Source organism: Pectobacterium punjabense (assembly GCF_012427845.1).
Taxonomy (GTDB): Bacteria; Pseudomonadota; Gammaproteobacteria; order Enterobacterales; family Enterobacteriaceae; genus Pectobacterium; species Pectobacterium punjabense.
In genome coordinates this window covers 2,238,158-2,261,206 of record NZ_CP038498.1, presented here as the reverse complement: position 1 = coordinate 2,261,206, position 23,049 = coordinate 2,238,158, and the positions used below count along the sequence as shown (strand labels likewise).

General features: G+C 48.0%; 22 protein-coding genes. 19 read left to right on the top strand and 3 right to left on the bottom strand.

What is annotated here, in order from left to right:
• Positions 1 to 810: 810 nt before the first annotated feature.
• The 5 genes from E2566_RS10155 (at position 811) to E2566_RS10135 (ending at position 5,502) form a co-directional block, all read left to right on the top strand.
• A complete protein-coding gene (locus E2566_RS10155; protein ID WP_107170586.1) occupies positions 811 to 1,725 on the top strand; it encodes a metal ABC transporter substrate-binding protein in 915 nt (304 codons plus the stop codon).
• Positions 1,722 to 2,612 (top strand): manganese/iron ABC transporter ATP-binding protein, encoded by an 891-nt coding sequence (locus E2566_RS10150; RefSeq protein WP_107170587.1) that lies wholly within the window; start codon positions 1,722 to 1,724, stop codon positions 2,610 to 2,612. The genes E2566_RS10155 and E2566_RS10150 overlap by 4 nt, the downstream gene beginning before the upstream one ends.
• Positions 2,612 to 3,475 carry a metal ABC transporter permease gene (locus tag E2566_RS10145; protein ID WP_107170588.1) on the top strand — a complete coding sequence of 288 codons (864 nt, stop codon included), beginning with the start codon at positions 2,612 to 2,614 and terminating at the stop codon, positions 3,473 to 3,475. Before E2566_RS10150 ends, E2566_RS10145 begins: the two co-directional genes overlap by 1 nt.
• On the top strand, positions 3,472 to 4,329 hold the full coding sequence (locus tag E2566_RS10140) for a metal ABC transporter permease (RefSeq protein ID WP_107170589.1): 858 nt from the start codon (positions 3,472 to 3,474) through the stop codon (positions 4,327 to 4,329). The genes E2566_RS10145 and E2566_RS10140 overlap by 4 nt, the downstream gene beginning before the upstream one ends.
• Before the next feature lie 312 nt (positions 4,330 to 4,641).
• Positions 4,642 to 5,502 carry a fructosamine kinase family protein gene (locus E2566_RS10135; protein ID WP_107170590.1) on the top strand — a complete coding sequence of 287 codons (861 nt, stop codon included), beginning with the start codon at positions 4,642 to 4,644 and terminating at the stop codon, positions 5,500 to 5,502.
• A gap of 89 nt (positions 5,503 to 5,591) precedes the next feature.
• Here the strand turns inward: E2566_RS10135 and E2566_RS10130 are convergent, their stop codons facing one another.
• Positions 5,592 to 6,140, bottom strand: coding sequence for a YniB family protein (locus E2566_RS10130; RefSeq protein WP_107170591.1), 549 nt, complete (start codon positions 6,138 to 6,140; stop codon positions 5,592 to 5,594).
• Positions 6,141 to 6,424: 284 nt separating this feature from the next.
• Here E2566_RS10130 and hxpB point away from each other — a divergent pair, with 284 nt between their 5' ends.
• Entirely contained in the window at positions 6,425 to 7,090 is a 666-nt protein-coding gene (gene hxpB, locus E2566_RS10125; RefSeq protein ID WP_107170592.1) for a hexitol phosphatase HxpB, read from the top strand.
• A 90-nt stretch (positions 7,091 to 7,180) separates the two neighbouring features.
• Here the strand turns inward: hxpB and E2566_RS10120 are convergent, their stop codons facing one another.
• Positions 7,181 to 7,513 (bottom strand): cupin domain-containing protein, encoded by a 333-nt coding sequence (locus E2566_RS10120; RefSeq protein ID WP_005968848.1) that lies wholly within the window; start codon positions 7,511 to 7,513, stop codon positions 7,181 to 7,183.
• 366 nt (positions 7,514 to 7,879) lie between these two features.
• On the opposite strand from E2566_RS10120, the gene kduI reads away from it, so the two are divergent.
• From kduI to E2566_RS10065, 11 genes are all read left to right on the top strand, one after another.
• Positions 7,880 to 8,716: a 5-dehydro-4-deoxy-D-glucuronate isomerase gene (gene kduI / locus E2566_RS10115; protein WP_107170593.1), complete on the top strand. Its 837-nt coding sequence runs from the start codon at positions 7,880 to 7,882 to the stop codon at positions 8,714 to 8,716.
• 81 nt (positions 8,717 to 8,797) lie between these two features.
• On the top strand, positions 8,798 to 9,559 hold the full coding sequence (kduD, locus tag E2566_RS10110) for a 2-dehydro-3-deoxy-D-gluconate 5-dehydrogenase KduD (protein ID WP_005968850.1): 762 nt from the start codon (positions 8,798 to 8,800) through the stop codon (positions 9,557 to 9,559).
• Positions 9,560 to 9,831: 272 nt separating this feature from the next.
• Complete coding sequence (gene pelW / locus E2566_RS10105) at positions 9,832 to 11,463, top strand: pectate disaccharide-lyase PelW (protein ID WP_107170594.1); 1,632 nt, start codon at positions 9,832 to 9,834, stop codon at positions 11,461 to 11,463.
• Positions 11,464 to 11,509: 46 nt separating this feature from the next.
• A complete protein-coding gene (locus tag E2566_RS10100) occupies positions 11,510 to 12,400 on the top strand; it encodes a carbohydrate ABC transporter permease (RefSeq protein WP_005968854.1) in 891 nt (296 codons plus the stop codon).
• Entirely contained in the window at positions 12,393 to 13,298 is a 906-nt protein-coding gene (locus tag E2566_RS10095; protein WP_015840146.1) for a carbohydrate ABC transporter permease, read from the top strand. The genes E2566_RS10100 and E2566_RS10095 overlap by 8 nt, the downstream gene beginning before the upstream one ends.
• A gap of 13 nt (positions 13,299 to 13,311) precedes the next feature.
• Complete coding sequence (locus tag E2566_RS10090; protein ID WP_107170595.1) at positions 13,312 to 14,439, top strand: ABC transporter ATP-binding protein; 1,128 nt, start codon at positions 13,312 to 13,314, stop codon at positions 14,437 to 14,439.
• 15 nt (positions 14,440 to 14,454) lie between these two features.
• A complete protein-coding gene (locus E2566_RS10085) occupies positions 14,455 to 15,744 on the top strand; it encodes an ABC transporter substrate-binding protein (RefSeq protein ID WP_107170596.1) in 1,290 nt (429 codons plus the stop codon).
• Positions 15,745 to 15,991: 247 nt separating this feature from the next.
• Positions 15,992 to 16,696: an oligogalacturonate-specific porin KdgM family protein gene (locus E2566_RS10080; RefSeq protein WP_107170597.1), complete on the top strand. Its 705-nt coding sequence runs from the start codon at positions 15,992 to 15,994 to the stop codon at positions 16,694 to 16,696.
• A 343-nt stretch (positions 16,697 to 17,039) separates the two neighbouring features.
• Positions 17,040 to 17,996 carry a pectin acetylesterase PaeX gene (paeX, locus tag E2566_RS10075; RefSeq protein WP_107170598.1) on the top strand — a complete coding sequence of 319 codons (957 nt, stop codon included), beginning with the start codon at positions 17,040 to 17,042 and terminating at the stop codon, positions 17,994 to 17,996.
• A gap of 99 nt (positions 17,997 to 18,095) precedes the next feature.
• Positions 18,096 to 18,671, top strand: coding sequence for a metal-dependent hydrolase (locus E2566_RS10070; protein WP_015730415.1), 576 nt, complete (start codon positions 18,096 to 18,098; stop codon positions 18,669 to 18,671).
• 171 nt (positions 18,672 to 18,842) lie between these two features.
• Positions 18,843 to 20,237, top strand: coding sequence for an L-cystine transporter (locus E2566_RS10065; protein WP_107170599.1), 1,395 nt, complete (start codon positions 18,843 to 18,845; stop codon positions 20,235 to 20,237).
• 228 nt (positions 20,238 to 20,465) lie between these two features.
• Here E2566_RS10065 and osmE read toward each other — a convergent pair whose 3' ends face one another.
• Entirely contained in the window at positions 20,466 to 20,795 is a 330-nt protein-coding gene (gene osmE, locus E2566_RS10060; RefSeq protein ID WP_048260337.1) for an osmotically-inducible lipoprotein OsmE, read from the bottom strand.
• 226 nt (positions 20,796 to 21,021) lie between these two features.
• Here osmE and nadE point away from each other — a divergent pair, with 226 nt between their 5' ends.
• Positions 21,022 to 21,846: an ammonia-dependent NAD(+) synthetase gene (gene nadE, locus E2566_RS10055; RefSeq protein ID WP_107170600.1), complete on the top strand. Its 825-nt coding sequence runs from the start codon at positions 21,022 to 21,024 to the stop codon at positions 21,844 to 21,846.
• Positions 21,847 to 22,062: 216 nt separating this feature from the next.
• Positions 22,063 to 22,950, top strand: coding sequence for an aromatic amino acid DMT transporter YddG (yddG, locus tag E2566_RS10050; protein WP_107170601.1), 888 nt, complete (start codon positions 22,063 to 22,065; stop codon positions 22,948 to 22,950).
• The last annotated feature ends 99 nt before the right edge of the window (positions 22,951 to 23,049 follow it).

Genomic DNA, 23,049 nt, shown 5'->3' with positions numbered 1-23,049 from the left:
CGCACATTGACGCCTATATTAACAAGCCAGTTCTGACATTACACAATAAGTACATTTCAGATTTTATTACGCACAAAATACGCGACAAATGTCGCATTTCTGGCACAGCGGACCAACAGTCATAACAAAAAGCTATAATTAGCCTTCTACCATCAAGAGAGATTGAACATTAACGAGAAGCGTGACCCACATCAGTTACGCTTATATCAATGTTTAAAATCAATTATCATTTTTATGCTATCTATATCCTTTGCATTAATTCATTACATAATAGATATTATCTAGCTTCTCGTTGTACCAGAAATTAACTTGTTTGAACCAGCAGAACTAATAATGCCACCAGGAAAGTCAATAAAAATACACTCGCCAATTTCCAGCGTCGCTCTGATTTTGTGCTCATACCATTCACAGTCCTTTCATATAAAAATAGAGACATCTTTCACATTCTTTATGGTTTATCGGCAGCCACCACGATATTTTTAAGGTTACTTCAGATTTTTCCCTTTTTCTGGCGTAAATTTAACCATGTGTATATCTATGTATAGCCACACGACAGTTCGCCCTCGTTACCGTTAGACTTTCATTGTAACCTTAAGTACGATTCATTAAATTAAAGCAACAGTTTTGTTACAAAAGGAGCATAATGCGTTCCTTATCTGCACAAGTACATACGACAAGCCAGCGAACAGCGATTGCTTGTCTCATGAGCCCCCCTCGATTACTAACCCTCCGCGCTTTTTTGCCCCTTGACTTAAATGATATTGATAATTATTCTCAAATAATATTTTCACGGTTTGTAAGGATATCTGCATGATTGGTTTTCACGCCCCTTTATCTGCCTTGTTCCGCCGCATTGCGCTACCGTGCGCCTTACTGCTTTTAGCCAGCACATCCGCGCAGGCGGCTGAAAAACTAAAAGTAATCACTACCTTTACCATTATTCAGGATATCGCACAAAACATAGCAGGTGATGCCGCAACCGTCGAATCCATCACCAAACCGGGTGCAGAGATTCATGATTATCAACCGACGCCACGCGATATTGTTAAAACACAGTCTGCACAGTTGGTGCTGTGGAATGGTATGAACCTTGAGCGCTGGTTCACGCGCTTTTTCGAAAATGTAAAAAACGTGCCCGCCGTCGTAGTGACGGAAGGTATCACTCCCCTCCCTATTCGCGAGGGTGCCTATAATGGCAATCCAAATCCGCATGCCTGGATGTCCCCTTCCAATGCGTTAATCTATATTGAGAATATCCGCAAAGGTCTGGTTCAAGCCGATCCTGCCAATGCGGAGACATATAACCGTAACGCCAAGGCCTATGCTGAAAAAATTAAGGCTCTCGATGCACCACTGCGTGAACGCCTCTCCCGTATCCCTGAGCAGCAGCGGTGGTTAGTCACCAGCGAAGGCGCATTCAGCTATTTGGCGAAAGATTATCAATTTAGTGAAGTCTATCTCTGGCCAATCAACGCTGATGAACAAGGTTCACCACAACAGGTGCGCCGGGTGATTGATACCGTACGTGAAAAGGCGATTCCTGTTGTGTTCAGTGAAAGCACCATTTCCGATAAGCCAGCAAAACAGGTCAGCAAAGAAACGGGCGCGAAATATGGCGGCGTGCTGTATGTTGATTCACTGTCGACAGAAAAAGGTCCTGTGCCAACTTACATCGACCTGTTACAAGTGACGGTGGAAACCATCGCGAAAGGATTTAATCAATGAGTGGTGATCGAGCAGGACAATCATTAGAAGTCAATGATGTTTCGGTTACTTACAGCAACGGGCATCAGGCTATTCGCCACGCCTCTTTTTCTCTGACAGGCGGTACGATTTGCGCCTTAGTCGGCGTAAATGGCAGTGGGAAATCCACGTTGTTCAAAAGTATCATGGGATTAGTCAAGCCAACCTCAGGACAGGTTCTGCTCAATCAGCAGCCCATCTACCAGGCGCTGAAACAAAATCTGGTGGCCTACGTTCCGCAAACAGAAGACGTCGACTGGAATTTTCCCGTTCTGGTTGCCGACGTGGTCATGATGGGACGCTACGGACGGATGAATTTCCTACGTATACCCAGTAAACAAGATCGCGCCATTGTAGCAGAGTCATTGGAGCGCGTCGGGCTGTCGACGCTGCAACATCGCCAAATTGGGGAGTTGTCCGGCGGCCAGAAAAAACGGGTCTTTCTGGCCCGTGCGCTGGCTCAACAAGGCAGTGTTTTACTGCTGGATGAGCCTTTTACGGGGGTAGACGTCAAAACGGAGAATGCCATCATCGAGCTACTTCGCACTCTGCGCGATGAAGGACATTTGATTCTGGTGGCAACCCATAACCTCGGCAGCGTTCCAGAATTTTGCGACAATGTTATTTTGGTCAATCGCACTGTGCTAGCCGCTGGACCGACGCACAGCACCTTTACCCAAAGTAATTTGGAGAAAACGTTCGGGGGCGTCCTGCGGCATATCAACCTCGGGGGATCTCATCTTCACGATGACGATGACGTTCGCTCAGTGACCGTATTGACTGACGATGAACGTCCGGCAGTGTTCTATGGTTCGACTAAAAGTGACCCTCCTGCATCACGCACGATACCGGAGGAGAAAAAGCCCTGATGATCGATATCCTGCTACAGCCATTCAGCTATAACTACATGGTCAAAGCGATCTGGGTCAGCGCCATTGTCGGTGGCGTGTGCGCTTTTCTTTCGGCGTACCTGATGCTGAAAGGTTGGTCGCTGATGGGGGATGCACTCTCACATTCCGTCGTCCCCGGCGTCGCAGGTGCCTATGCCTTGGGCCTGCCCTACGCTGCCGGCGCATTTTTTACTGGTATGCTAGCCGCGCTGGCGATGACCCTGATTCGTCACATTACCCGATTGCGCGAAGATGCGATTATCGGCTTTATTTTCTCAACGTTTTTCGCTGTCGGTCTGCTGATTATTTCCCTCAATCCAACATCCGTTAACGTGCAATCCATCATTTTCGGTAATATTTTGGGGATTGCCGACGAAGATATTCTGCAAGTTGAGATCATCATTGGCGTGACGTTCGTGATTCTCTGTTTACTGTGGAAGGATTTACTGGCCGTGTTTTTTGATGAGAACCATGCGCGTTCGATTGGCCTTTCTCCGCTGAAGCTGAAAATCCTCTTTTTTACGCTGCTAAGCGCCTGTACTGTCGCCGCATTGCAAACCGTCGGCGCGATTTTGGTTATCGCGATGGTGATTACGCCGGGGGCCACGGCTTACCTGCTTACCGACCGGTTTGGTCGTCTGGTTGTGATTTCCATTGTGCTCGGCGCACTAACCAGTGCGGTGGGAGCCTATTTGAGCTTTTTCCTTGATGGCGCGACGGGCGGTGTGATTGTCACGTTGCAAACCGTTGTCTTCCTGTTGGCGTTTGTCTTTGCTCCCAAGCATGGGTTGCTGGCATCACGCCGTCTGCGATTACGCGATCAATCAGGAGATGCTTTATGATGCTAATTAGCTGGCTAACCGACCCCCTCTCTTATCCGTTCATGCAGCGAGCATTACTCGCCGCCGTCGTCACGGGTACGGTTTGCGCAGTATTATCCTGCTATCTGGTGTTGAAAGGCTGGTCGCTAATGGGTGATGCCATTTCGCACGCCGTGTTGCCTGGTATCGTTGTCGCGTTTCTACTGGGGATTCCGCTGGTCATCGGCGCTTTTGTTTCCGGTATTTTCTGTGCGATAGCGACGGGATATGTAAAAGAGCACAGCCGAGTCAAAGAAGATACGGTAATGGGGATCATTTTTTCCGGCATGTTTGCGCTGGGGCTCGTCATGTTTGCGCGTATCGATACCGATCAGCACCTGAACCATATTTTGTTTGGTAACGTGCTAGGCATCACTCAGCAAGAACTGACGCAAATATTACTGATTGCAGGGGTGACATTGGCCGTCATCTTGTTAAAACGGCGAGATTTCATGCTGTACTGCTTCGATCCCAATCATGCCCGCGTCATTGGCCTACCCGTTAAGCTACTGCACTACGGATTACTGAGCCTGCTGGCAATGACCATCGTCGCATCATTACAGGCCGTCGGCGTTATTTTGGTGATCGCGATGCTGATTGCGCCTGGAATCATTGCTTTTATGGTCTGCAAGCGCTTCGATTATATGGTTCTTGTTGCCACACTGGTTTCCGTCATTTCCTGTATTGCTGGCACCCTGATCAGTTTTTACATCGATGGAGCGACCGGTCCTTGCATCGTCATCGTTCAAGCGCTGTTCTTCACATTAGCCCTAACTTACCACCAGCTCAAACTACGCCGTCAGGCAGCATCCCAGATTGTCACTAATGCGCTGTAGTGCTTTGCTTCTCTGCCCCAACCTGGCGTAACCGGAACGCAACTGCCGGTTACGCCATTATCTAACGGATTGTCCGTCATCCTAACGTCGTTATTTTTAATTCCGACTATACTTGTCTCTCGCATCTCTACCTATCGGTTATCACTGTGCTGTATACCTGTAATACGTCAAGCTGCATGTGTGTTGGCTGCGTTCACTCACCCGAATTATTTGAGGTATAGATTCCATTTTTATTGCGCTCAATGGGTTACCGTAAACGAATCACCCCAGTGAACAGCAGGGTATCGGCAACATCAACGGGAGGATGACCTTATGTGGCAAGCTATCAGCCGACTTTTGGAAGAGCATCACGGTGCTGCGGAGATTCAGGAACATCGCGAATTGTCCGGCGGTGAAATACATCCAGCCTGGTACGTCCGCTACGGCGAGCATGACGTCTTCGTAAAATGCGATAGCCGTGAAATGCTAGCCAAGTTCACCGCTGAAGCCGATCAGCTTCACTTACTGAGCCGCAGTAATACCGTGCGCGTACCCGCCGTCTACGGTGTCGGTAGTTCACGCGATCACAGCTTCCTGCTTCTACAATATCTGCCTGTCAAACCGTTGGATGCCCACAGCGCGTGGTGTCTGGGCGAACAGTTAGCACGCCTGCACCAGTGGAGCGATCAACCGCAGTTTGGGCTGGATTTTGATAATGACCTCTCGACAACGCCGCAACCAAACAGCTGGCAGCGGCGCTGGGCGACCTTTTTTGCCGAACAGCGTATTGGGTGGCAGTTACAACTGGCGGCAGAAAAAGGAATGCATTTTGGTCACGTTGAAACGCTGATCGCGCGCGTTGAGGAACGTCTGGCTGGGCACCAGCCCCAACCATCACTCTTGCACGGCGACCTGTGGCCAGATAATTGTGCAAATAGCCAGGATGGTAGTTATTTGTTCGATCCGGCCTGCTATTGGGGGGACAGAGAGTGTGATTTAGCGATGCTGCCACGCTATCCCGCGCTACCGGCGCAGATTTATGATGGCTACCAGAGTGTATGGCCGCTGGATAAAGGCTTTATCGAGCGCCAACCCATTTACCAGATTTACTATCTGCTTAACCGCGCCAATCTTTTCGGTGGCAAACATATTGTTGAAGCGCAGCAGCTCATCGAACGGCAGCTTTTGATTTAAGGCGAGGTGTTTACTCAAAGCCTGGATGTTTAATCTAAGCCAGGAAAGAGGTTTCAGCGTCTGGCGCACTCTCTGCGCCAGAGCGTTACTCAGACTGGCAATCCTAATAAACGCAACGCCAGGTACCCAATACCCGCGATAATGAGCGGCAGAACATAAAGCGGGAAAAATTGCACAAATATTGTATGCGTAGGAACAATGACACGTGACTCCAGAGTCTCACGCGTGTTCCCCCCCTCTCCCTTCATTTTTTCCAGAATGAGTTGATCCTCAATGCCTTCCTTAATTGCCTTCGCCTGACGAGACATCCGGGCACCCGAAACCTGCAACGCAAGACCAATAAAAATCAGGATGTAGATCAACAAAAACATCAGCGTCGCTGCACTGAAAAAGCGCGTAAAATCCGGAATTGGCGAGTTGAACCAAAAAATGTTCAGGAAAGGCGTATTAAAGCGCACCATATCGAGCATTAAATGCAGAAAATCCAGCAGTACAGCATCGATACCCTGTTTTTTCTGGGTATAGGCGTAGAGATAGTTAGCCAGCGAGACGAAAGTTGAAAGCAGCGCGGGGATAAAAAGTATCCATCCAGCAAGGCGTTTAACCATGGCAATACGGCCAGCCTGTTGATACGTCATGAGAACCCCTTCTTAGCGACGCAACATCGATAATATATCGTTTTAGTACGACGGGTAGCCTACTGTAAGTTTACGTGCAGTCAATACTTTATCTCCCACACCGCCAGATAAGCCACAATAGCAATTTGTCATCCACTCTGCTTCAAGTTACCTGTGCTGGCGATGACTCAGCCCTTGCATGAACCGCGCCTTGTTCAAAGGGCTAGTGTTTTATCCTGCCACTCGACTTATTAGGGTATAGTTTATCACTAAACACTCTTTTCTTTGCTGACGGAGCCCGTGGTATGTCCTTTGATTCTTCTATACGAGCGGCGATTTTCGATATGGATGGCCTGCTGATTGATTCAGAACCACTGTGGGATAAAGCAGAGCTGGAGGTTATCGCTTCGCTAGGCGTCGATATCTCACTACGAGAGTCAATGAAAGATACGCTGGGCTTACGCATCGATATGGTGGTCGAACTCTGGTATCAACGCTCTCCCTGGGCGGCACCTGGTCGAGATGAAGTTGTTCGTCGCATTATTGATCGCGCCATCGAACTCGTTGCTGAGCAGCGACCTCTCCTGCCCGGCGTAGAACATGCTCTGCAACTGTGTCGTAGGCTGGATCTTAAAATTGGACTGGCTTCCGCTTCACCGCTCCACATGCAACGGCAGGTGCTGCGCATGTTTAACCTGGATCACTACTTTGATGTACTGATGTCAGCCGAGACACTGCCTTATAGCAAACCTCATCCCGAAGTGTATTTAAATGCAGCACACGGACTCGGCGTTTCTCCCGCACAATGCGTTACGCTGGAAGATTCGGTGAATGGCATGATTGCAACCAAAGCGGCGCGTATGCGCTCCATCGTTATTCCACAGACTGAATTTCGTGCTGACGCACGCTGGGTGTTGGCCGACTATAAGCTGGACTCACTGAATCAACTGACTGCTGAGCATTTGGTATAGGGGCAGCAAAGTAGAAGAGTAGAACGGTAGGAATCGCGGGATATTGCGAAAGCGTAGCCGACTATATAATACCGGCCACGCGTTGAGGCATTACAGGAAATCAGCTCGCTTAGGCGAGAAAGCATCGATCAGAACGCTGCCGTCTTCCAGCGCAACTACGCCATGCATTTCGGGTTTCACCGCCAGATAAGCGTCGCCTGCTTTCAGGATACGCTTATCGCCTTCGATCTCCACTTCAAAGCTGCCAGCAGCAACATAAGCAATCTGATCGTGAATTTCATGGAAGTGCGGCGTACCAATCGCACCTTTATCAAAGTGCACGTAAACCATCATCAGCTCATCGCTCCACGTCATGATTTTACGTTTAATGCCACCGCCCAGCTCTTCCCATGGCGTTTCATCATCAATAAAGTATCTTCTCATCATCATCTCTCCTCTAACGCTTTTATTGCCCATACCTTCTATTGCGCCAACAAACTGTGCACGACAACGAGTGTATGACTATGGATTGCGACATTTTAGCCACATCAGTACCAGAAGAAACATAAAATAAGCAAAACCATGACGGCCCTCAAGAAATAAATAAAACATTATTTCATTTTTATTGAATTCACATCCCATCCAAACTATCATCCCGCATAACAAGAAAGAACCGGGCATGTTGAGGAATAGGTGACGTTGTCACTGCCACGCAACATCATCTGTTTCGCCCGGCGCTTTCGCCAGGAACGATTCCTGTTTCAGGAACAACGCCTGATTTTTGTTTTTCTCTGAAAGAGAGGCTAAGAAATGCAAGTTCGTCAAAGCATTCACAGCGATCATGCGAAGCAGCTAGATACCGCTGGCCTGCGTCGTGAATTTCTTATCGAACAGATTTTTTCTGCCGATGCCTACACGATGACCTATAGCCACATCGACCGGATCATCGTCGGTGGCATCATGCCTGTACACAGTGCTGTGGCAATTGGCACTGAAGTAGGCAAGCAACTCGGCGTCAGCTATTTCCTTGAGCGTCGCGAACTCGGTGCCATCAACATTGGTGGGGCGGGCATCGTAACTATCGATGGGAAACGCTACGACGTAGGTAATGAAGAAGCCATCTATGTGGGTATGGGCGTGAAAAATGTGCAGTTCACCAGCGTCGATGCGGCTAACCCAGCCAAATTCTACTACAACAGTGCGCCAGCACATACCGCATACCCTACTCGCAAGATTACCCAAGCTGACGCATCGCCACAAACCGTGGGAGAGGATGCCAGCTGTAATCGTCGCACAATTAACAAATACATTGTTCCTGATGTATTGCCGACCTGCCAGCTCACAATGGGGTTAACCAAGCTGGCTGAAGGCAGCCTGTGGAATACCATGCCTTGTCATACGCATGAGCGCCGGATGGAAGTCTATTTCTATTTCGATATGGATGAAGAAACGGCCGTTTTTCACATGATGGGGCAGCCACAGGAAACCCGTCACATAGTTATAAAAAACGAGCAGGCGGTGATTTCACCGAGCTGGTCAATTCATTCCGGTGTTGGCACCAGACGCTACACCTTTATCTGGGGCATGGTTGGCGAAAATCAAGTTTTCGATGACATGGATCACGTCAAGGTTAGCGAGTTACGTTAATCGCTTTCAACCGGAATTACCGGCGTTCCCTACAGTAACAGCTAACGACTAAGTATTGTCGCTTACAGAGAGATTATAGATATGATTTTAAATTCTTTTGATTTGCAAGGTAAAGTTGCTCTTATCACTGGTTGTGATACCGGTTTGGGTCAGGGTATGGCTATCGGTCTGGCACAAGCAGGCTGTGATATCGTCGGCGTCAACATCGTTGAACCGAAAGACACCATCGAAAAAGTCACCGCACTGGGACGTCGTTTCCTGAGCCTGACTGCTGACATGAGCAATGTATCTGGCCATGCCGAACTGGTAGAAAAAGCCGTTGCTGAATTTGGCCACGTTGACATTCTGGTCAACAACGCCGGTATCATTCGTCGCGAAGATGCTATCGAGTTCAGCGAGAAAAACTGGGACGACGTCATGAACCTGAACATTAAGAGCGTTTTCTTTATGTCTCAGACCGTTGCGCGCCAGTTCATCAAACAAGGTAAAGGCGGCAAGATCATCAACATCGCTTCTATGCTGTCCTTCCAGGGCGGTATCCGCGTGCCTTCTTACACCGCATCAAAAAGCGCCGTTATGGGTGTGACCCGTCTGTTGGCTAACGAATGGGCAAAACACGGCATCAACGTCAACGCGATTGCTCCAGGATACATGGCTACCAACAATACCCAGCAACTGCGCGCCGATGAAGACCGCAGCAAAGAAATTCTGGATCGTATCCCCGCTGGCCGTTGGGGTTTGCCGCAGGATCTGATGGGTCCATCCGTCTTCCTGGCATCCAGCGCATCTGACTACATCAATGGCTACACGATTGCCGTTGACGGTGGCTGGTTGGCTCGCTAAGTGTAATTTTTCTTAGCGGCATTTCGCCAATCTGCGATAAAAAGCACAATTTCGGTTGTGCTTTTTATTTATTTTTCAATTTGTTATTTCGTTTTTCATCATTCTTTTTCCTGCCAAAATCCTTTCTTAAAAAAAATCAAAACAACGTTCCGACTTTGATCACACTTTCGAGATTGCGTGCATGACGACAAGGTTAATAGCGCAATATAATCAATCAAAACAGTGTTTCTATTTATAAGGAACTGTTCCACGGTTCCATAAGAAGGTACTCCATGAGTATTTTTGAAAACTTATACACCAGCAGGAAATCGCAGCTCGACGAATGGGTTGCAGCACTTGATAGCCACATAGCTTGCGTACGGGATAAAGGTCGCAGCCAGAGTCAACCTACGCCGTTATTGGCAGATGGCTTTGATGTGGAAAATTATGCGCCTGTAGTCTGGCAATTCCCTAATGGACATAGCGCACCTATTTCTAATTTTGCCAGCCAGCAGAATTGGCTAAGAACGCTGTGCGCCATGAGCGTCGTTACCGATGATGATAGTTATCAACAATACGCTATCGCACAAAGCGAATATTTTCTGGAACACTTTGTTGATAATAATAGCGGCCTGTTCTACTGGGGCGGCCATCGCTTTATTAATCTGGATACATTAGACGGTGAAGGCCCAGAATCTAAAGCTCAGGTGCATGAATTAAAGCATCACCTGCCTTATTATTCGCTATTGCATCGTGTTAATGCGGAAAAGACGCTGAATTTCTTTCAGGGCTTCTGGAACGCGCACGTTGAAAACTGGGAATCATTGGACTTAGGTCGCCATGGCGATTACAGCAAAAAACGCGATCCTAATGTGTTCCTGCATAACCGTCATGACGTCGTCGATCCAGCAAAGTGGCCTGCTCTGCCATTAACGAAAGGGTTGACGTTTGTTAACGCTGGCACTGATCTGATTTACGCCGCATTCAAATACGCAGAATACACGGGTGATAGCCATGCCGCGGCTTGGGGTAAACACCTTTATCGCCAATATGTTCTGGCTCGCAACCCAGAAACCGGTATGCCGGTGTATCAGTTCAGCTCACCACAGCAACGCCAGCCCGTGCCGGAAGATGATAACCAGACACAATCCTGGTTTGGCGATCGCGCGCAACGCCAGTTTGGCCCAGAGTTCGGCGAAATTGCGCGTGAAGCCAATGTGCTGTTTCGTGATATGCGCCCACTGCTGATTGATAACCCACTGGCAATGCTGGATATCCTCCGTACCCAGCCTGATGCTGAAATGCTGGATTGGGTGATTTCTGGGTTAAAAAATTATTATCAGTATGCCTACGATGTCACTAGCAATACGCTGCGTCCAATGTGGAACAACGGTCAAGACATGACAGGTTACCGTTTTCAACGCGATGGCTATTACGGCAAAGCGGGAACAGAATTAAAACCGTTTGCATTAGAAGGCGATTATTTATTACCGCTGGTTCGTGCTTATCGTCTAAGCGGCGATGAAGACCTGTATGCACTGGTTAACACAATGCTGACGCGGCTGAACAAAGAAAATATTCAGCACATCGCCAGTCCAATGCTGCTGTTGACCGTTATTGAACTGGCCGATCACAAACAATCAGAATCCTGGGCACATTACGCCGCGCAGTTGGCGAGCGTTCTGTTTGAACAACACTTCCATCATGGCTTGTTTGTTCGCTCTGCACAGCATCGTTATGTTCGTCTGGATGATACTTATCCGCTGGCTTTACTGACTTTCGTTGCCGCTTGTCGCAACAAATTAAACGCTATTCCACCGTTCTTGACGCAAGGTGGATATGTTCACGGTGATTTTTGCGTTAACGGGGAAAATAGAATTGTTTATGACGTGGAGTTAATTTATCCAGAGTTATTAACGGCTTGATTTTATATTTTTTTTAATGATTCACAATTACAAATAGGTAAGCATTATGAATGAAAACAGAATGCTGGGGTTAGCCTATATCTCCCCCTATATTATAGGGCTGATAGTTTTTACCGCTTTCCCCTTTGTTTCGTCATTTATCCTCAGTTTTACTGAGTATGATTTGATAAATCCGCCTGAATTTACGGGGCTAGAAAACTATCACCGCATGTTCCTGGAGGATGATCTCTTTTGGAAATCAATGGGCGTCACCTTTGCCTATGTATTTCTGACCATTCCATTGAAATTAATCTTTGCGCTGTTAATTGCGTTTGTACTTAATTTCAAATTACGTGGTATCGGCTTCTTCCGTACTGCTTACTATGTGCCTTCTATTCTGGGCAGCAGCGTGGCAATTGCCGTATTGTGGCGTGCACTGTTCGCCATCGATGGTTTGTTAAACAGCTTCCTCGGCGTGTTTGGCTTTGACGCCATCAACTGGCTGGGCGAACCGTCTCTGGCACTGATGTCGGTCACCCTGCTGCGCGTATGGCAGTTCGGTTCCGCGATGGTTATCTTCCTGGCTGCATTGCAGAACGTTCCGCAATCACAGTATGAAGCAGCCATGATCGACGGCGCATCCAAATGGCAAATGTTCCTGAAAGTAACGGTACCGCTGATTACACCAGTTATCTTCTTTAACTTTATCATGCAGACAACCCAAGCATTCCAGGAGTTTACGGCACCTTACGTCATCACTGGCGGTGGACCAACACACTACACCTACCTGTTCTCGCTCTATATCTACGATACGGCGTTCAAGTATTTCGATATGGGTTACGGTGCTGCGTTGGCATGGGTTCTGTTCTTGGTTGTTGCAGTATTTGCGTCTATCTCCTTTAAGTCGTCGAAATACTGGGTGTTCTACTCCGCTGATAAAGGAGGAAAAAATGGCTGACATGCATTCAAACCTGACTACAGCACAAGAAATTGCTGCTGCAGAAGTACGCCGCACGCTGCGTAAAGAAAAAATCAGTGCCGTTATCCGTTACGTGATACTGCTGTTCGTTGGTTTACTGATGCTTTACCCACTGGCGTGGATGTTCTCAGCCTCGTTCAAACCGAACCATGAGATCTTCACGACACTGGGCCTGTGGCCAGAACACGCCACATGGGACGGTTTCGTTAACGGTTGGAAAACCGGTACGGAATACAATTTCGGTCACTACATGATTAACACTTTCCAGTACGTGATTCCGAAAGTGGTTCTGACCGTTATTTCCTCAGTGATTGTGGCTTATGGCTTCGCTCGCTTTGATATTCCGTGGAAAGGCTTCTGGTTCGCGACACTGATCACCACCATGCTGCTGCCAAGCACCGTACTGTTGATTCCTCAGTACCTTATGTTCCGCGAAATGGGCATGCTGAACAGCTATCTGCCACTGTACTTACCGCTGGCGTTTGCAACACAAGGGTTCTTTGTGTTCATGCTGATCCAGTTCCTGCGTGGTGTACCACGTGATATGGAAGAAGCCGCTCAGATCGATGGCTGTAACTCCTTCCAGGTTCTGTGGTATGTGGTCGTACCGATTTTGAAACCAGCCATCATCTCTGTTGCGCTGTTCCAGTTCATGTGGTCAATGAACGACTTCATCGGTCCGCTGATTTATGTTTATAGCGTGGATAAATATCCGATTGCGCTGGCGCTGAAAATGTCTATCGACGTTACTGAAGGCGCTCCGTGGAATGAAATTCTGGCCATGTCCAGCATCTCCATTCTGCCATCCATTATTGTTTTCTTCCTGGCACAGCGCTACTTCGTACAAGGCGTGACCAGCAGCGGAATTAAAGGTTAATAGAGGATTTATCATGGCTGAAGTTATTTTCAATAAACTGGAAAAAGTATACTCCAACGGTTTCAAAGCTGTTCACGGCATCGACCTGACGATTAAAGACGGCGAGTTCATGGTTATCGTCGGCCCGTCTGGCTGTGCGAAATCCACCACGCTGCGCATGCTGGCAGGCCTGGAAACCATTAGCGGCGGTGAAGTTCGCATCGGTGAGCGCGTTGTTAACAATCTGGCGCCAAAAGAGCGTGGGATTGCGATGGTGTTCCAGAACTATGCCCTCTACCCGCACATGACGGTAAAAGAGAACCTGGCGTTTGGTCTGAAACTGAGCAAAATTCCTAAAGAGCAAATCGAAGCCCAGGTAGCAGAAGCGGCCAAAATTCTGGAGCTGGAAGAACTGATGGATCGTCTGCCGCGCCAGCTGTCTGGTGGTCAGGCACAGCGTGTGGCCGTAGGCCGCGCCATCGTTAAAAAACCAGATGTGTTCCTGTTTGACGAACCGTTGTCTAACCTGGATGCCAAACTGCGTGCTTCCATGCGTATCCGTATTTCCGACTTGCATAAGCAGTTGAAGAAAAGCGGTAAAGCGGCGACAAGCGTATATGTTACCCACGATCAGACTGAAGCAATGACCATGGGTGACCGTATCTGCGTGATGAAACTCGGTCACATCATGCAGGTCGATACGCCGGATAACCTGTACCACTTCCCTGTCAACATGTTCGTTGCTGGCTTCATTGGCTCACCAGAAATGAACATTAAGCCGTGCAAACTGGTCGAGAAAGACGGTCAGGTTGGCGTTGTTGTGGGTAATAACGCGCTTGTGTTAAATGCTGAAAAACAAGATAAAGTGCGCGGCTATATCGGACAAGACGTATTCTTCGGTGTTCGCCCAGACTATGTTTCCGTGTCAGATACGCCATTTGAAGGCAGCCACTCACAGGGTGAGCTGGTTCGCGTAGAAAACATGGGTCACGAATTCTTTATGTACATTAAAGTCGATGGCTTTGAATTAACCAGCCGCATTCCTTATGACGAAGGTCGGCTGATTATCGAGAAGGGACTGCATCGTCCGGTATATTTCCAGTTCGACATGGAAAAATGCCATATTTTTGATGCAAAAACAGAAAAAAATATCTCTCTTTAACAGGAGTAGTAACCGATGAAAAAAGCGATCCTACACACGTTAATAGCTTCATCTCTGGCGTTAGTGGCAATGCCGTCTCTGGCAGCCGATCAGGTTGAATTGAGAATGTCCTGGTGGGGCGGCAACAGCCGTCACCAGCAGACGCTCAAGGCAATTGAAGAGTTCCATAAGCAGCATCCAAATATCACCGTGAAAGCGGAATACACAGGTTGGGATGGTCACCTGTCTCGTCTGACAACGCAGATTGCCGGTAATACCGAGCCAGATGTGATGCAGACCAACTGGAACTGGCTGCCGATTTTCTCTAAAAACGGCGACGGTTTTTACGATCTGAACAAGGTTAAAGATTCTCTGGATCTGACCCAGTTCGAATCCAAAGAACTGCAAAACACCACGGTCAACGGCAAACTGAACGGTATTCCGATTTCCGTTACTGCTCGCGTGTTCTATTTCAACACCGAAAGCTGGAAAAAAGCCGGTCTGGAATATCCGAAAACGTGGGACGAGCTGCTGAACGCCGGTAAAGTGTTCAAAGAAAAACTGGGCGACCAATACTACCCTATCGTATTGGAACACCAGGATTCTCTGGCGCTGCTGAACTCTTATATGGTTCAGAAGTACAACATTCCAGCGATTGATGTAAAAGGTCAGAAATTCGCCTATACCGATGCACAATGGGCTGAATTCTTTGGCATGTATAAAAAGCTGATCGACAGCCATGTCATGCCTGATGCGAAGTACTATGCCTCTTTCGGCAAGAGCAACATGTATGAAATGAAGCCATGGATCAATGGTGAATGGTCTGGTACTTACATGTGGAACTCCACCATTACCAAGTACTCTGACAACCTGCAACCACCAGCGAAACTGGAATTGGGTAACTACCCAATGCTGCCAAGTGCGAAAGACGCCGGCCTGTTCTTCAAGCCTGCACAGATGCTGTCTATCGGTAAGTCAACCAAGCATCCTAAAGAGTCTGCTCAGTTGATCAACTTCCTGCTGAACAGCAAAGAAGGCGCTCAGGCGCTGGGTCTGGAGCGTGGTGTACCGTTGAGTAAAGCCGCTGTGGCTCAGTTGACTGCTGATGGCGTCATCAAAGATGATGCACCAGCGGTTGCCGGGTTGAAGCTGGCGCTGTCTCTGCCGCATGACGTTGCCGTTTCTCCTTATTTCGACGATCCGCAAATCGTTTCTCTGTTTGGTGATACCATCCAGTCTATCGATTACGGTCAGAAATCTGTTGAAGACGCAGCGAAATATTTCCAGCGTCAATCTGAGCGTATTCTGAAACGCGCAATGAAATAATGTTGCACCCGTTTTAGACTGTAATTCATCCCTGCCGCACCGCCGGCAGGGATTTTTCATTTAAATTAAAACATCCGCTATATTCAATTCGATCTCCCTCACAATTTGAAACCCTATTTTACTTTTTGTTACCCAAGACGATCTCGATCACAGAACGTAATTTAATAATAAATAGAATAGAACTTGTCCCAAAAATCATAATGCGTGTTTTTATTAAGCGACTTCCTAACCAGTAGGGAATATAACAATGAAAGTTAAATTACTAGCTCTGGCAGTTACCTCATTAATTAGTGTAAATGCAATGGCCGTAACCATCGATTACCGTCATGAAATGCAAGACACTGCTAAAGGTGATCATAAAGATCGTCTTTCAATGTCTCACCGTTTTGATAATGGCTTTGGTATTTCCGTCGAAGCTAAATGGAAAAATGGTGACACAACACCAGATAAACCGCTTAATGAGCCCGTAAGTAACGGCACAGAAGTAAAAGCTAGCTATGCCTACAAAATCAATGACACATTCTCTGTTGAACCAGGTTTAACGTTTGAGTCAAACAACACGAGCAGCACCTACAAACCGTACTTAACCGGTAAAGTTAACATCATTAAAGATTTGTCTTACTCATTACGTTATCGCCCTTACTATACTCGTACCAGCGGAAACATTGGCAAGGCCAATACATCCGAGAATGGTTATAACCTCACAGGTACATTAAGTTATAAATTCCTGAAAGATTTTGGTATCAGTTATGAAACTGATTATAAAAAATCAAACAGAGCTAATAACTACCAGGCCGATAATGAAACATGGAAAATCGATCACAACGTAAAACTTTCCTACAAGTGGGATAAAAACTGGACTCCTTATGTAGAAGTCGGAAACATTGCTGCTGATAAACTCAGCGATGAGCGTCAGACTCGTTACCGTGTTGGTGTGCAATACAACTTCTAATAACGGCCTTGTTATTTAAATAAGCGTTATTAGTTAGAAAAAGGGATGTTATTGTTAATTGTTTACTTGGTTTTTCTTTTATCATTAACATCCCTTTATTACGATATCTGTTGTTGGTTAAGCAAGTTAGTTACGTTTCTTTGTTACATACGATCGAGTTAATATTTTTAGTTGCATGCGTTTTAGCTGTTGGAATTGCTGTGTCTGATTTACCCTCTTCGTGTATGAATGTTACTTCTTTATTAAATTTTGCGGTTCAGGGTAGTCATTTTTTCTCCGATGTAATGGCTACCCTATTTTTTTATCATCGCCCACCCCCTTTCCCTTTGTCAGGTGATCTATCATGATTGTTCGTTCTCTGCTTGTCGGGGCCATTATGATGTCTGTAAATGGATTAAGTTACGCCCACCCTGTTTTTCCTGTCTGGCCACACGGTGATGCACCAGGAGCTTCTTCTTCAACGGTACAGCCGCAAGTCGTCGAACGAAGTAAAGATGCTTCACTCCCCGACCGAGCGGCGATGGGTATTCGCAGCCCCGAAATTACCGTTTATCAGGCAGAGAAACCCAATGGCATGGCATTGCTCATTACGCCCGGCGGTTCTTATCAACGTGTCGTACTGGATAAAGAAGGCAGCGATTTGGCACCGTTCTTTAACCAGCAAGGTTACACCCTTTTCGTCATGACCTATCGCATGCCCGGCGAGGGCCATAAAGAAGGCGCAGATGCCCCACTGGCTGATGCACAGCGAGCAATAAGGACACTGAGAGCCAATGCTGAGAAGTGGCACATTAACCCACAGCGCATCGGTATTATGGGGTTCTCTGCTGGTGGTCATGTTGCCGCTAGCCTCGGAACCCGATTCGCACAATCCGTTTATCCTGCGATGGATGCCATCGATAGCGTAAGCGCACGTCCTGACTTCATGGTGCTGATGTATCCCGTGATTTCTATGCAAGCCGATATTGCGCACGCCGGTTCACGCAAACAATTAATCGGTGAACAGCCAACGGAAGCGCAGGTGGCTCGTTATTCTCCAGAGAAACAGGTTACGGCTCAAACGCCCCCTACGTTTCTGGTACATGCCGTTGACGATCCGTCAGTCTCTGTTGATAACAGTCTGGTCATGTTCAGTGCACTGAGAGGGGAAAAAATTCCGGTTGAAATGCATCTCTTTGAGAAAGGTAAACACGGCTTCGGCCTACGCGGTACCAAGGGACTTCCCGCAGCAGCATGGCCTCAACTGCTGGACAATTGGCTGCAAGCTTTACCCGTAGAACAGCCCAAAGCCGTACCATGATAGAGATGTAGCGTAATAAATCGTTACGCTGTCACCGCTTCCGCAGACAGAGATAATCTCTTATACTGTATAAAATAACAGTTTTATTTGAGAAGTTTCATGACTGCGGAAGGACACCTGCTTTTTTCTGTTGCCTGCGCGATTCTGGCTAAAAAAGTTGAGTTATCGCCAGCGCTGGCTACCGGAGATTGGTGGCACATTATCCCTGGAGCACTCCTTACCGCGCTGCTACCCGATATCGATCACCCCAAATCCGTTCTTGGACAGCGCCTCAAGTGGCTTTCTACACCTATTGCGCGGCTTTTTGGTCATCGGGGATTTACTCACAGCCTCCTTGCTATCGCTACGGGTATTTTCTTTATTCAGACGCGCCTACCACCGAGTTGGCCGATTCCGACTGATGCCTATCATGCCATGATCGTCGGTTATCTTAGCCATATTCTCGCCGATATGTTGACCCCCTCCGGTGTTCCCCTACTCTGGCCATGCCGCTGGCGTTTCCGCTTACCGATTTTAAACAGCCAAAAAGGTAATCAATTGGAGCGTTTCCTGTGTCTTGCTTGCATCGGTTTTTCACTGTATCAACCGCAAAAAAATTTGGATTGTTGTACCTACGAGCAGTCATTTCGCTTTTTACAGTCAGCCCAAACGTACCTCTTTCAATACGTGAAATAGCCGCGTTACCTACCGTCAGACATATCTCTGTAACATGATGGCAAAAGACCTGTTATCCTGTGCGCGTTTGTTATTTTTTATCGCAAAAAATCACACCGCCTCCGCCATTCTGCACTACTGAGCGGGATCGTGGGCAATGTGTTGCGATTCACTGATAGGGAGCAAAGTCGGATGAATTTTCCGCTACTCATAAATATTCTGCTATTTGTCGTATTACTGCTCGGATTAGGCTATACCAACCGCAATCCATCCTGGAGCCTGGCAAAGAAGGTATTGCTGGGTTTGGTTGTTGGGGTGTTATTTGGTCTGGCACTGCATCTGATTTATGGCGGCGACAACCCGGTAGTTAAGCAGTCCATCTCATGGTTTAACATCGTCGGTAATGGTTATGTACAGCTGCTACAAATGATCGTGATGCCGCTGGTATTTATCTCCATTCTCAATTCCGTTGCCAAACTGCATGATGCCTCATCACTAGGGAAAATCAGCGTTTTGACGCTTTCCACTTTGTTGATCACCACGCTGATTTCTGCGCTGGTCGGCGTTTTTGTCACCAATTTGTTTGGCCTGACGGCAACCGGACTGGTACAGGGTGCGCAAGAAACCGCACGATTAACGGCAATTGAAAGCAACTACGCAGGCAAAGTTGCTGATCTTAACGTTCCTCAGCTTATCCTGTCATTCATCCCTAAAAACCCATTTGCGGAACTGACTGGCGCTAACCCAACATCGATCATCAGCGTCGTCGTTTTCGCGGCTTTCCTTGGCGTTGCCGCGTTACAACTGTTAAAAGATGATGCAGTGAAAGGCGAACGTGTATTAACCGCCATCGACACACTGCAATCCTGGGTAATGAAGCTTGTTCGTCTGGTGATGAAGTTAACCCCTTACGGCGTCATGGCGCTCATGACCAAAATGGTTGCTAGCTCCAACCTGCAAGACATCCTCAAACTGGGTAGCTTCGTTGTTGCGTCCTATCTGGGGTTGGCAATAATGTTCGGCGTCCATGCGCTGATTTTGTCTTTTACCGGTATCAATCCGGCGCGTTTTTATCGCAAAGTCTGGCCGGTACTGACATTCGCGTTTACCAGTCGCTCCAGTGCGGCAACCATTCCACTTAGCATCGAAGCACAAACGCGCCGCATCGGTGTGCCGCAATCTATCGCCAGCTTCGCGGCGTCTTTTGGTACGACAATCGGTCAAAACGGCTGTGCCGGTCTTTATCCAGCGATGCTGGCCGTGATGGTCGCACCAACGGTCGGAATTAACCCGCTCGATCCCGTCTGGATCGCGACGCTGGTCGGTATCGTCACAATCAGTTCCGCTGGCGTAGCTGGCGTAGGCGGCGGTGCCACCTTTGCCGCGTTAATCGTTTTGCCCGCGATGGGGCTACCAGTAACGCTCGTGGCTTTGCTAATCTCCATTGAACCGCTTATCGATATGGGTCGTACCGCACTCAACGTTAGCGGCTCGATGACAGCAGGAACCGTCACCAGCCAACTGATGAAGCAGACGGATAAAACGGTTTTCAACGCGCAGGATGATGCGGAATTGACACATCGCTAAGCCATGTTGCTGCACAAAAGAAAACGCCGACGGCTCATGCTGTCGGCGTTTTTTTATGACGGACATCCTTGTCCGTCACCCTACGGGCCGTTGCTGCGCAACGTTGAAAAACGTTCCCTACGTTTTTTTATGACGGCATCCTTGTCCGTCACCCTGCGGGCCGTTGCTGCGCAACGTTGAAAAACGTTCCCTACGTTTTTTTATGACGATATCGTGCAATCAGGTTACTTAGCGCTGTGGGTTTGTGTCATAAGCCTGACAGGTTTGGAAACCTTTGTTGAGGACATGCCCCGTATCGTTGTAGCTCACAAAATAGTTCTGCGCAGTCCCATCACGGTTTTTCAGCAGATAATCACTACAGGTTCCCTTGGCATTTACCAGCCGTTTCTCCATTCCGCTGCCTGCAAGTTGGTGGACCTGCTGCTTCGTCATTCCCACCTTCACATCTTTCACCACGGGCTCATTAACATAGCTTTCTGCTTTGTTATAAGCCGAACATCCCGCCAGCATGACAGCACCCGCTGCCGCAATACACATCAGTAATCTGTTATTCTTCATCTCATCACCTCATTATTAATGGGTCCCCCTAAGGCTAGTCGGCGGCGACCACTTTTTCAAATCATAACGTGGATATGTAACATATTGGCCGATAGTCAAAAACGGTGTATCTATAGGGAAAATGACTACCTGACAGCTTGCTCTTTTTCTTCACGTCGATTCGTTTTACACTCAAGTAATCGTAATAATTCTTTTTCAGTATCAATAAGTTCAGGAGGGAGATGGCATGTCATTACAAAACGACATTATCGCTGCGCTGGGAGTGAAAAGTCGCATCGATCCAGCACAGGAAATCCGTGTTAGCGTTGATTTTTTAAAGAATTATCTGAATGCTCACCCGTTTGTTACGTCGTTAGTGTTGGGCATCAGCGGCGGTCAGGATTCTACCTTGACAGGCAAACTCTGCCAGACGGCTATCACGGAATTGCGCAATGAAACGGGAAATTCTCGCTATCAATTCATCGCGGTCCGACTACCTTACGGCGTACAGGCTGATGAAGCTGACTGTCAGGATGCCATCGCCTTTATCCAACCCGATCGCGTACTCACCGTAAATATCAAGCCTGCAATCGAAGCCAGTGAAGCCACATTACGCGCCATTGGCGTAGCGCTTTCTGATTTTGTCAAAGGTAATGAAAAAGCCAGAGAACGCATGAAAGCACAGTACAGCATCGCAGGCATGAATGCAGGTCTTGTCGTTGGCACCGATCATGCAGCAGAAGCAGTAACGGGCTTTTTCACCAAATACGGAGATGGGGGTACCGATATCAACCCTATTTTCCGGCTGAATAAGCGTCAGGGTAAAGCGCTGTTGCGCGAACTGGGCTGCCCTTCTCATCTTTATACAAAAGCCCCAACGGCCGATTTGGAAGAAGATCGTCCTTCCCTTCCCGATGAAGTCGCACTGGGCGTGACCTATGAAAAGATCGACGATTATCTGGAAGGTAAGCAGATCGACGCTAAAGATGCGGCTACGATCGAGAACTGGTATCGGAAAACAGAGCACAAGCGTCGTCCACCTATTACCGTGTTTGATGACTTTTGGCAGTAAACCATCACTATAAACACCACCGGGCGCTAACAATAACGTCCGGTTCGAACTTGATTCCTTCTGTACGCACTTTACGACACCGTCACGCATTCAAGTGGCAGGACAAAATATTAGCGTTTTGAATAACGTGAAGCGTTGGTTCATCAGGCCACAGCCATGGAAAGACCAGGCAATGCAACCAACGTACAGGCAATTTGAAGGATGGCAGGGATAAACATGACACCACAGCGCGCCACGCTCACAGGCTTACTCGCCATCATTCTATGGAGTACATCCGTTGGGCTTATCCGTAGCCTGACAGAGGCGCTCGGCCCGATTGGGGGAGCGGCAATGATTTACTCCACCAGCACGCTATGCTTACTGGCGTTTTATGGTCTTCCACGCATTAACGCGCTACCCAGAATCTATTTGTTCGCGGGCGGTGCGCTATTTGTCTGCTATGAAATATTTCTGTCTCTGTCTATCGGATTAGCCGATAGCCGCATGCAAGCGATGGAAATCGGGATGATTAACTATCTGTGGCCCAGTCTGACCATCCTTTTTTCTCTTTTTATCAATCAGCAGAAAAGCCGTTTTCTGCTCTGGCCAGGCCTCGCACTCGCGCTGGGTGGTATCGTCTGGATTATGAAAGGAGAAAGTGACTGGACACCCGAGCTCCTGTGGAACAACATTCTTGCTAACCCACTGGCCTACAGTTTGGCATTTTCTGCGGCTTTGACCTGGGCGCTATACTGCAATATCACCAAGCGTTACGGGCAGGGAAAAAGCGGTGTATCGTTGTTCTTCTTCATCGCTTCGCTCGTGCTATGGATTCAGTATGCCTTCAGTGCCGAAGGGCCGATTTCATTAACGTTGCCGAGTTCGCTGGAATTGCTCTTTATGGGGGCCTCAGCCGCGTTGGCTTATTCAGCATGGAATGCCGGTATTCAATACGGCAATCTGACGCTGCTGGCAACCGCCTCTTACTTCACGCCCGTGCTTTCGACATTGCTGGCGGCGATCTGGCTCAATATCACGCCCGCCATTTCGTTTTGGCAAGGCGTCGCAATGGTCACAGCAGGCTCATTACTCTGCTGGTATGCGACACGGTCACCCTCGAGCTAATTCGTTTCCGGTTAGACTTTCTGGCCAATAAAAACCTTAATCTGCTCGCGGTCACATTATTCTCACTAACCTGTTATAGTCACCTTCACATTTCGTTAC

Coding starts and splice junctions, on each gene's coding strand:
- pelW (WP_107170594.1), top strand. CDS start 9,832: ATGAGTATTTTTGAAAACTTATACACCAGCAGGAAATCGCAGCTCGAC.
- E2566_RS10065 (WP_107170599.1), top strand. CDS start 18,843: ATGAATTTTCCGCTACTCATAAATATTCTGCTATTTGTCGTATTACTG.
- E2566_RS10100 (WP_005968854.1), top strand. CDS start 11,510: ATGAATGAAAACAGAATGCTGGGGTTAGCCTATATCTCCCCCTATATT.
- E2566_RS10120 (WP_005968848.1), bottom strand. CDS start 7,513: ATGAGAAGATACTTTATTGATGATGAAACGCCATGGGAAGAGCTGGGC.
- E2566_RS10135 (WP_107170590.1), top strand. CDS start 4,642: ATGTGGCAAGCTATCAGCCGACTTTTGGAAGAGCATCACGGTGCTGCG.
- kduI (WP_107170593.1), top strand. CDS start 7,880: ATGCAAGTTCGTCAAAGCATTCACAGCGATCATGCGAAGCAGCTAGAT.
- E2566_RS10150 (WP_107170587.1), top strand. CDS start 1,722: ATGAGTGGTGATCGAGCAGGACAATCATTAGAAGTCAATGATGTTTCG.
- E2566_RS10070 (WP_015730415.1), top strand. CDS start 18,096: ATGACTGCGGAAGGACACCTGCTTTTTTCTGTTGCCTGCGCGATTCTG.
- kduD (WP_005968850.1), top strand. CDS start 8,798: ATGATTTTAAATTCTTTTGATTTGCAAGGTAAAGTTGCTCTTATCACT.
- E2566_RS10095 (WP_015840146.1), top strand. CDS start 12,393: ATGGCTGACATGCATTCAAACCTGACTACAGCACAAGAAATTGCTGCT.
- E2566_RS10145 (WP_107170588.1), top strand. CDS start 2,612: ATGATCGATATCCTGCTACAGCCATTCAGCTATAACTACATGGTCAAA.
- yddG (WP_107170601.1), top strand. CDS start 22,063: ATGACACCACAGCGCGCCACGCTCACAGGCTTACTCGCCATCATTCTA.
- nadE (WP_107170600.1), top strand. CDS start 21,022: ATGTCATTACAAAACGACATTATCGCTGCGCTGGGAGTGAAAAGTCGC.
- E2566_RS10130 (WP_107170591.1), bottom strand. CDS start 6,140: ATGACGTATCAACAGGCTGGCCGTATTGCCATGGTTAAACGCCTTGCT.
- E2566_RS10155 (WP_107170586.1), top strand. CDS start 811: ATGATTGGTTTTCACGCCCCTTTATCTGCCTTGTTCCGCCGCATTGCG.
- E2566_RS10085 (WP_107170596.1), top strand. CDS start 14,455: ATGAAAAAAGCGATCCTACACACGTTAATAGCTTCATCTCTGGCGTTA.
- osmE (WP_048260337.1), bottom strand. CDS start 20,795: ATGAAGAATAACAGATTACTGATGTGTATTGCGGCAGCGGGTGCTGTC.
- paeX (WP_107170598.1), top strand. CDS start 17,040: ATGATTGTTCGTTCTCTGCTTGTCGGGGCCATTATGATGTCTGTAAAT.
- E2566_RS10140 (WP_107170589.1), top strand. CDS start 3,472: ATGATGCTAATTAGCTGGCTAACCGACCCCCTCTCTTATCCGTTCATG.
- E2566_RS10080 (WP_107170597.1), top strand. CDS start 15,992: ATGAAAGTTAAATTACTAGCTCTGGCAGTTACCTCATTAATTAGTGTA.
- hxpB (WP_107170592.1), top strand. CDS start 6,425: ATGTCCTTTGATTCTTCTATACGAGCGGCGATTTTCGATATGGATGGC.
- E2566_RS10090 (WP_107170595.1), top strand. CDS start 13,312: ATGGCTGAAGTTATTTTCAATAAACTGGAAAAAGTATACTCCAACGGT.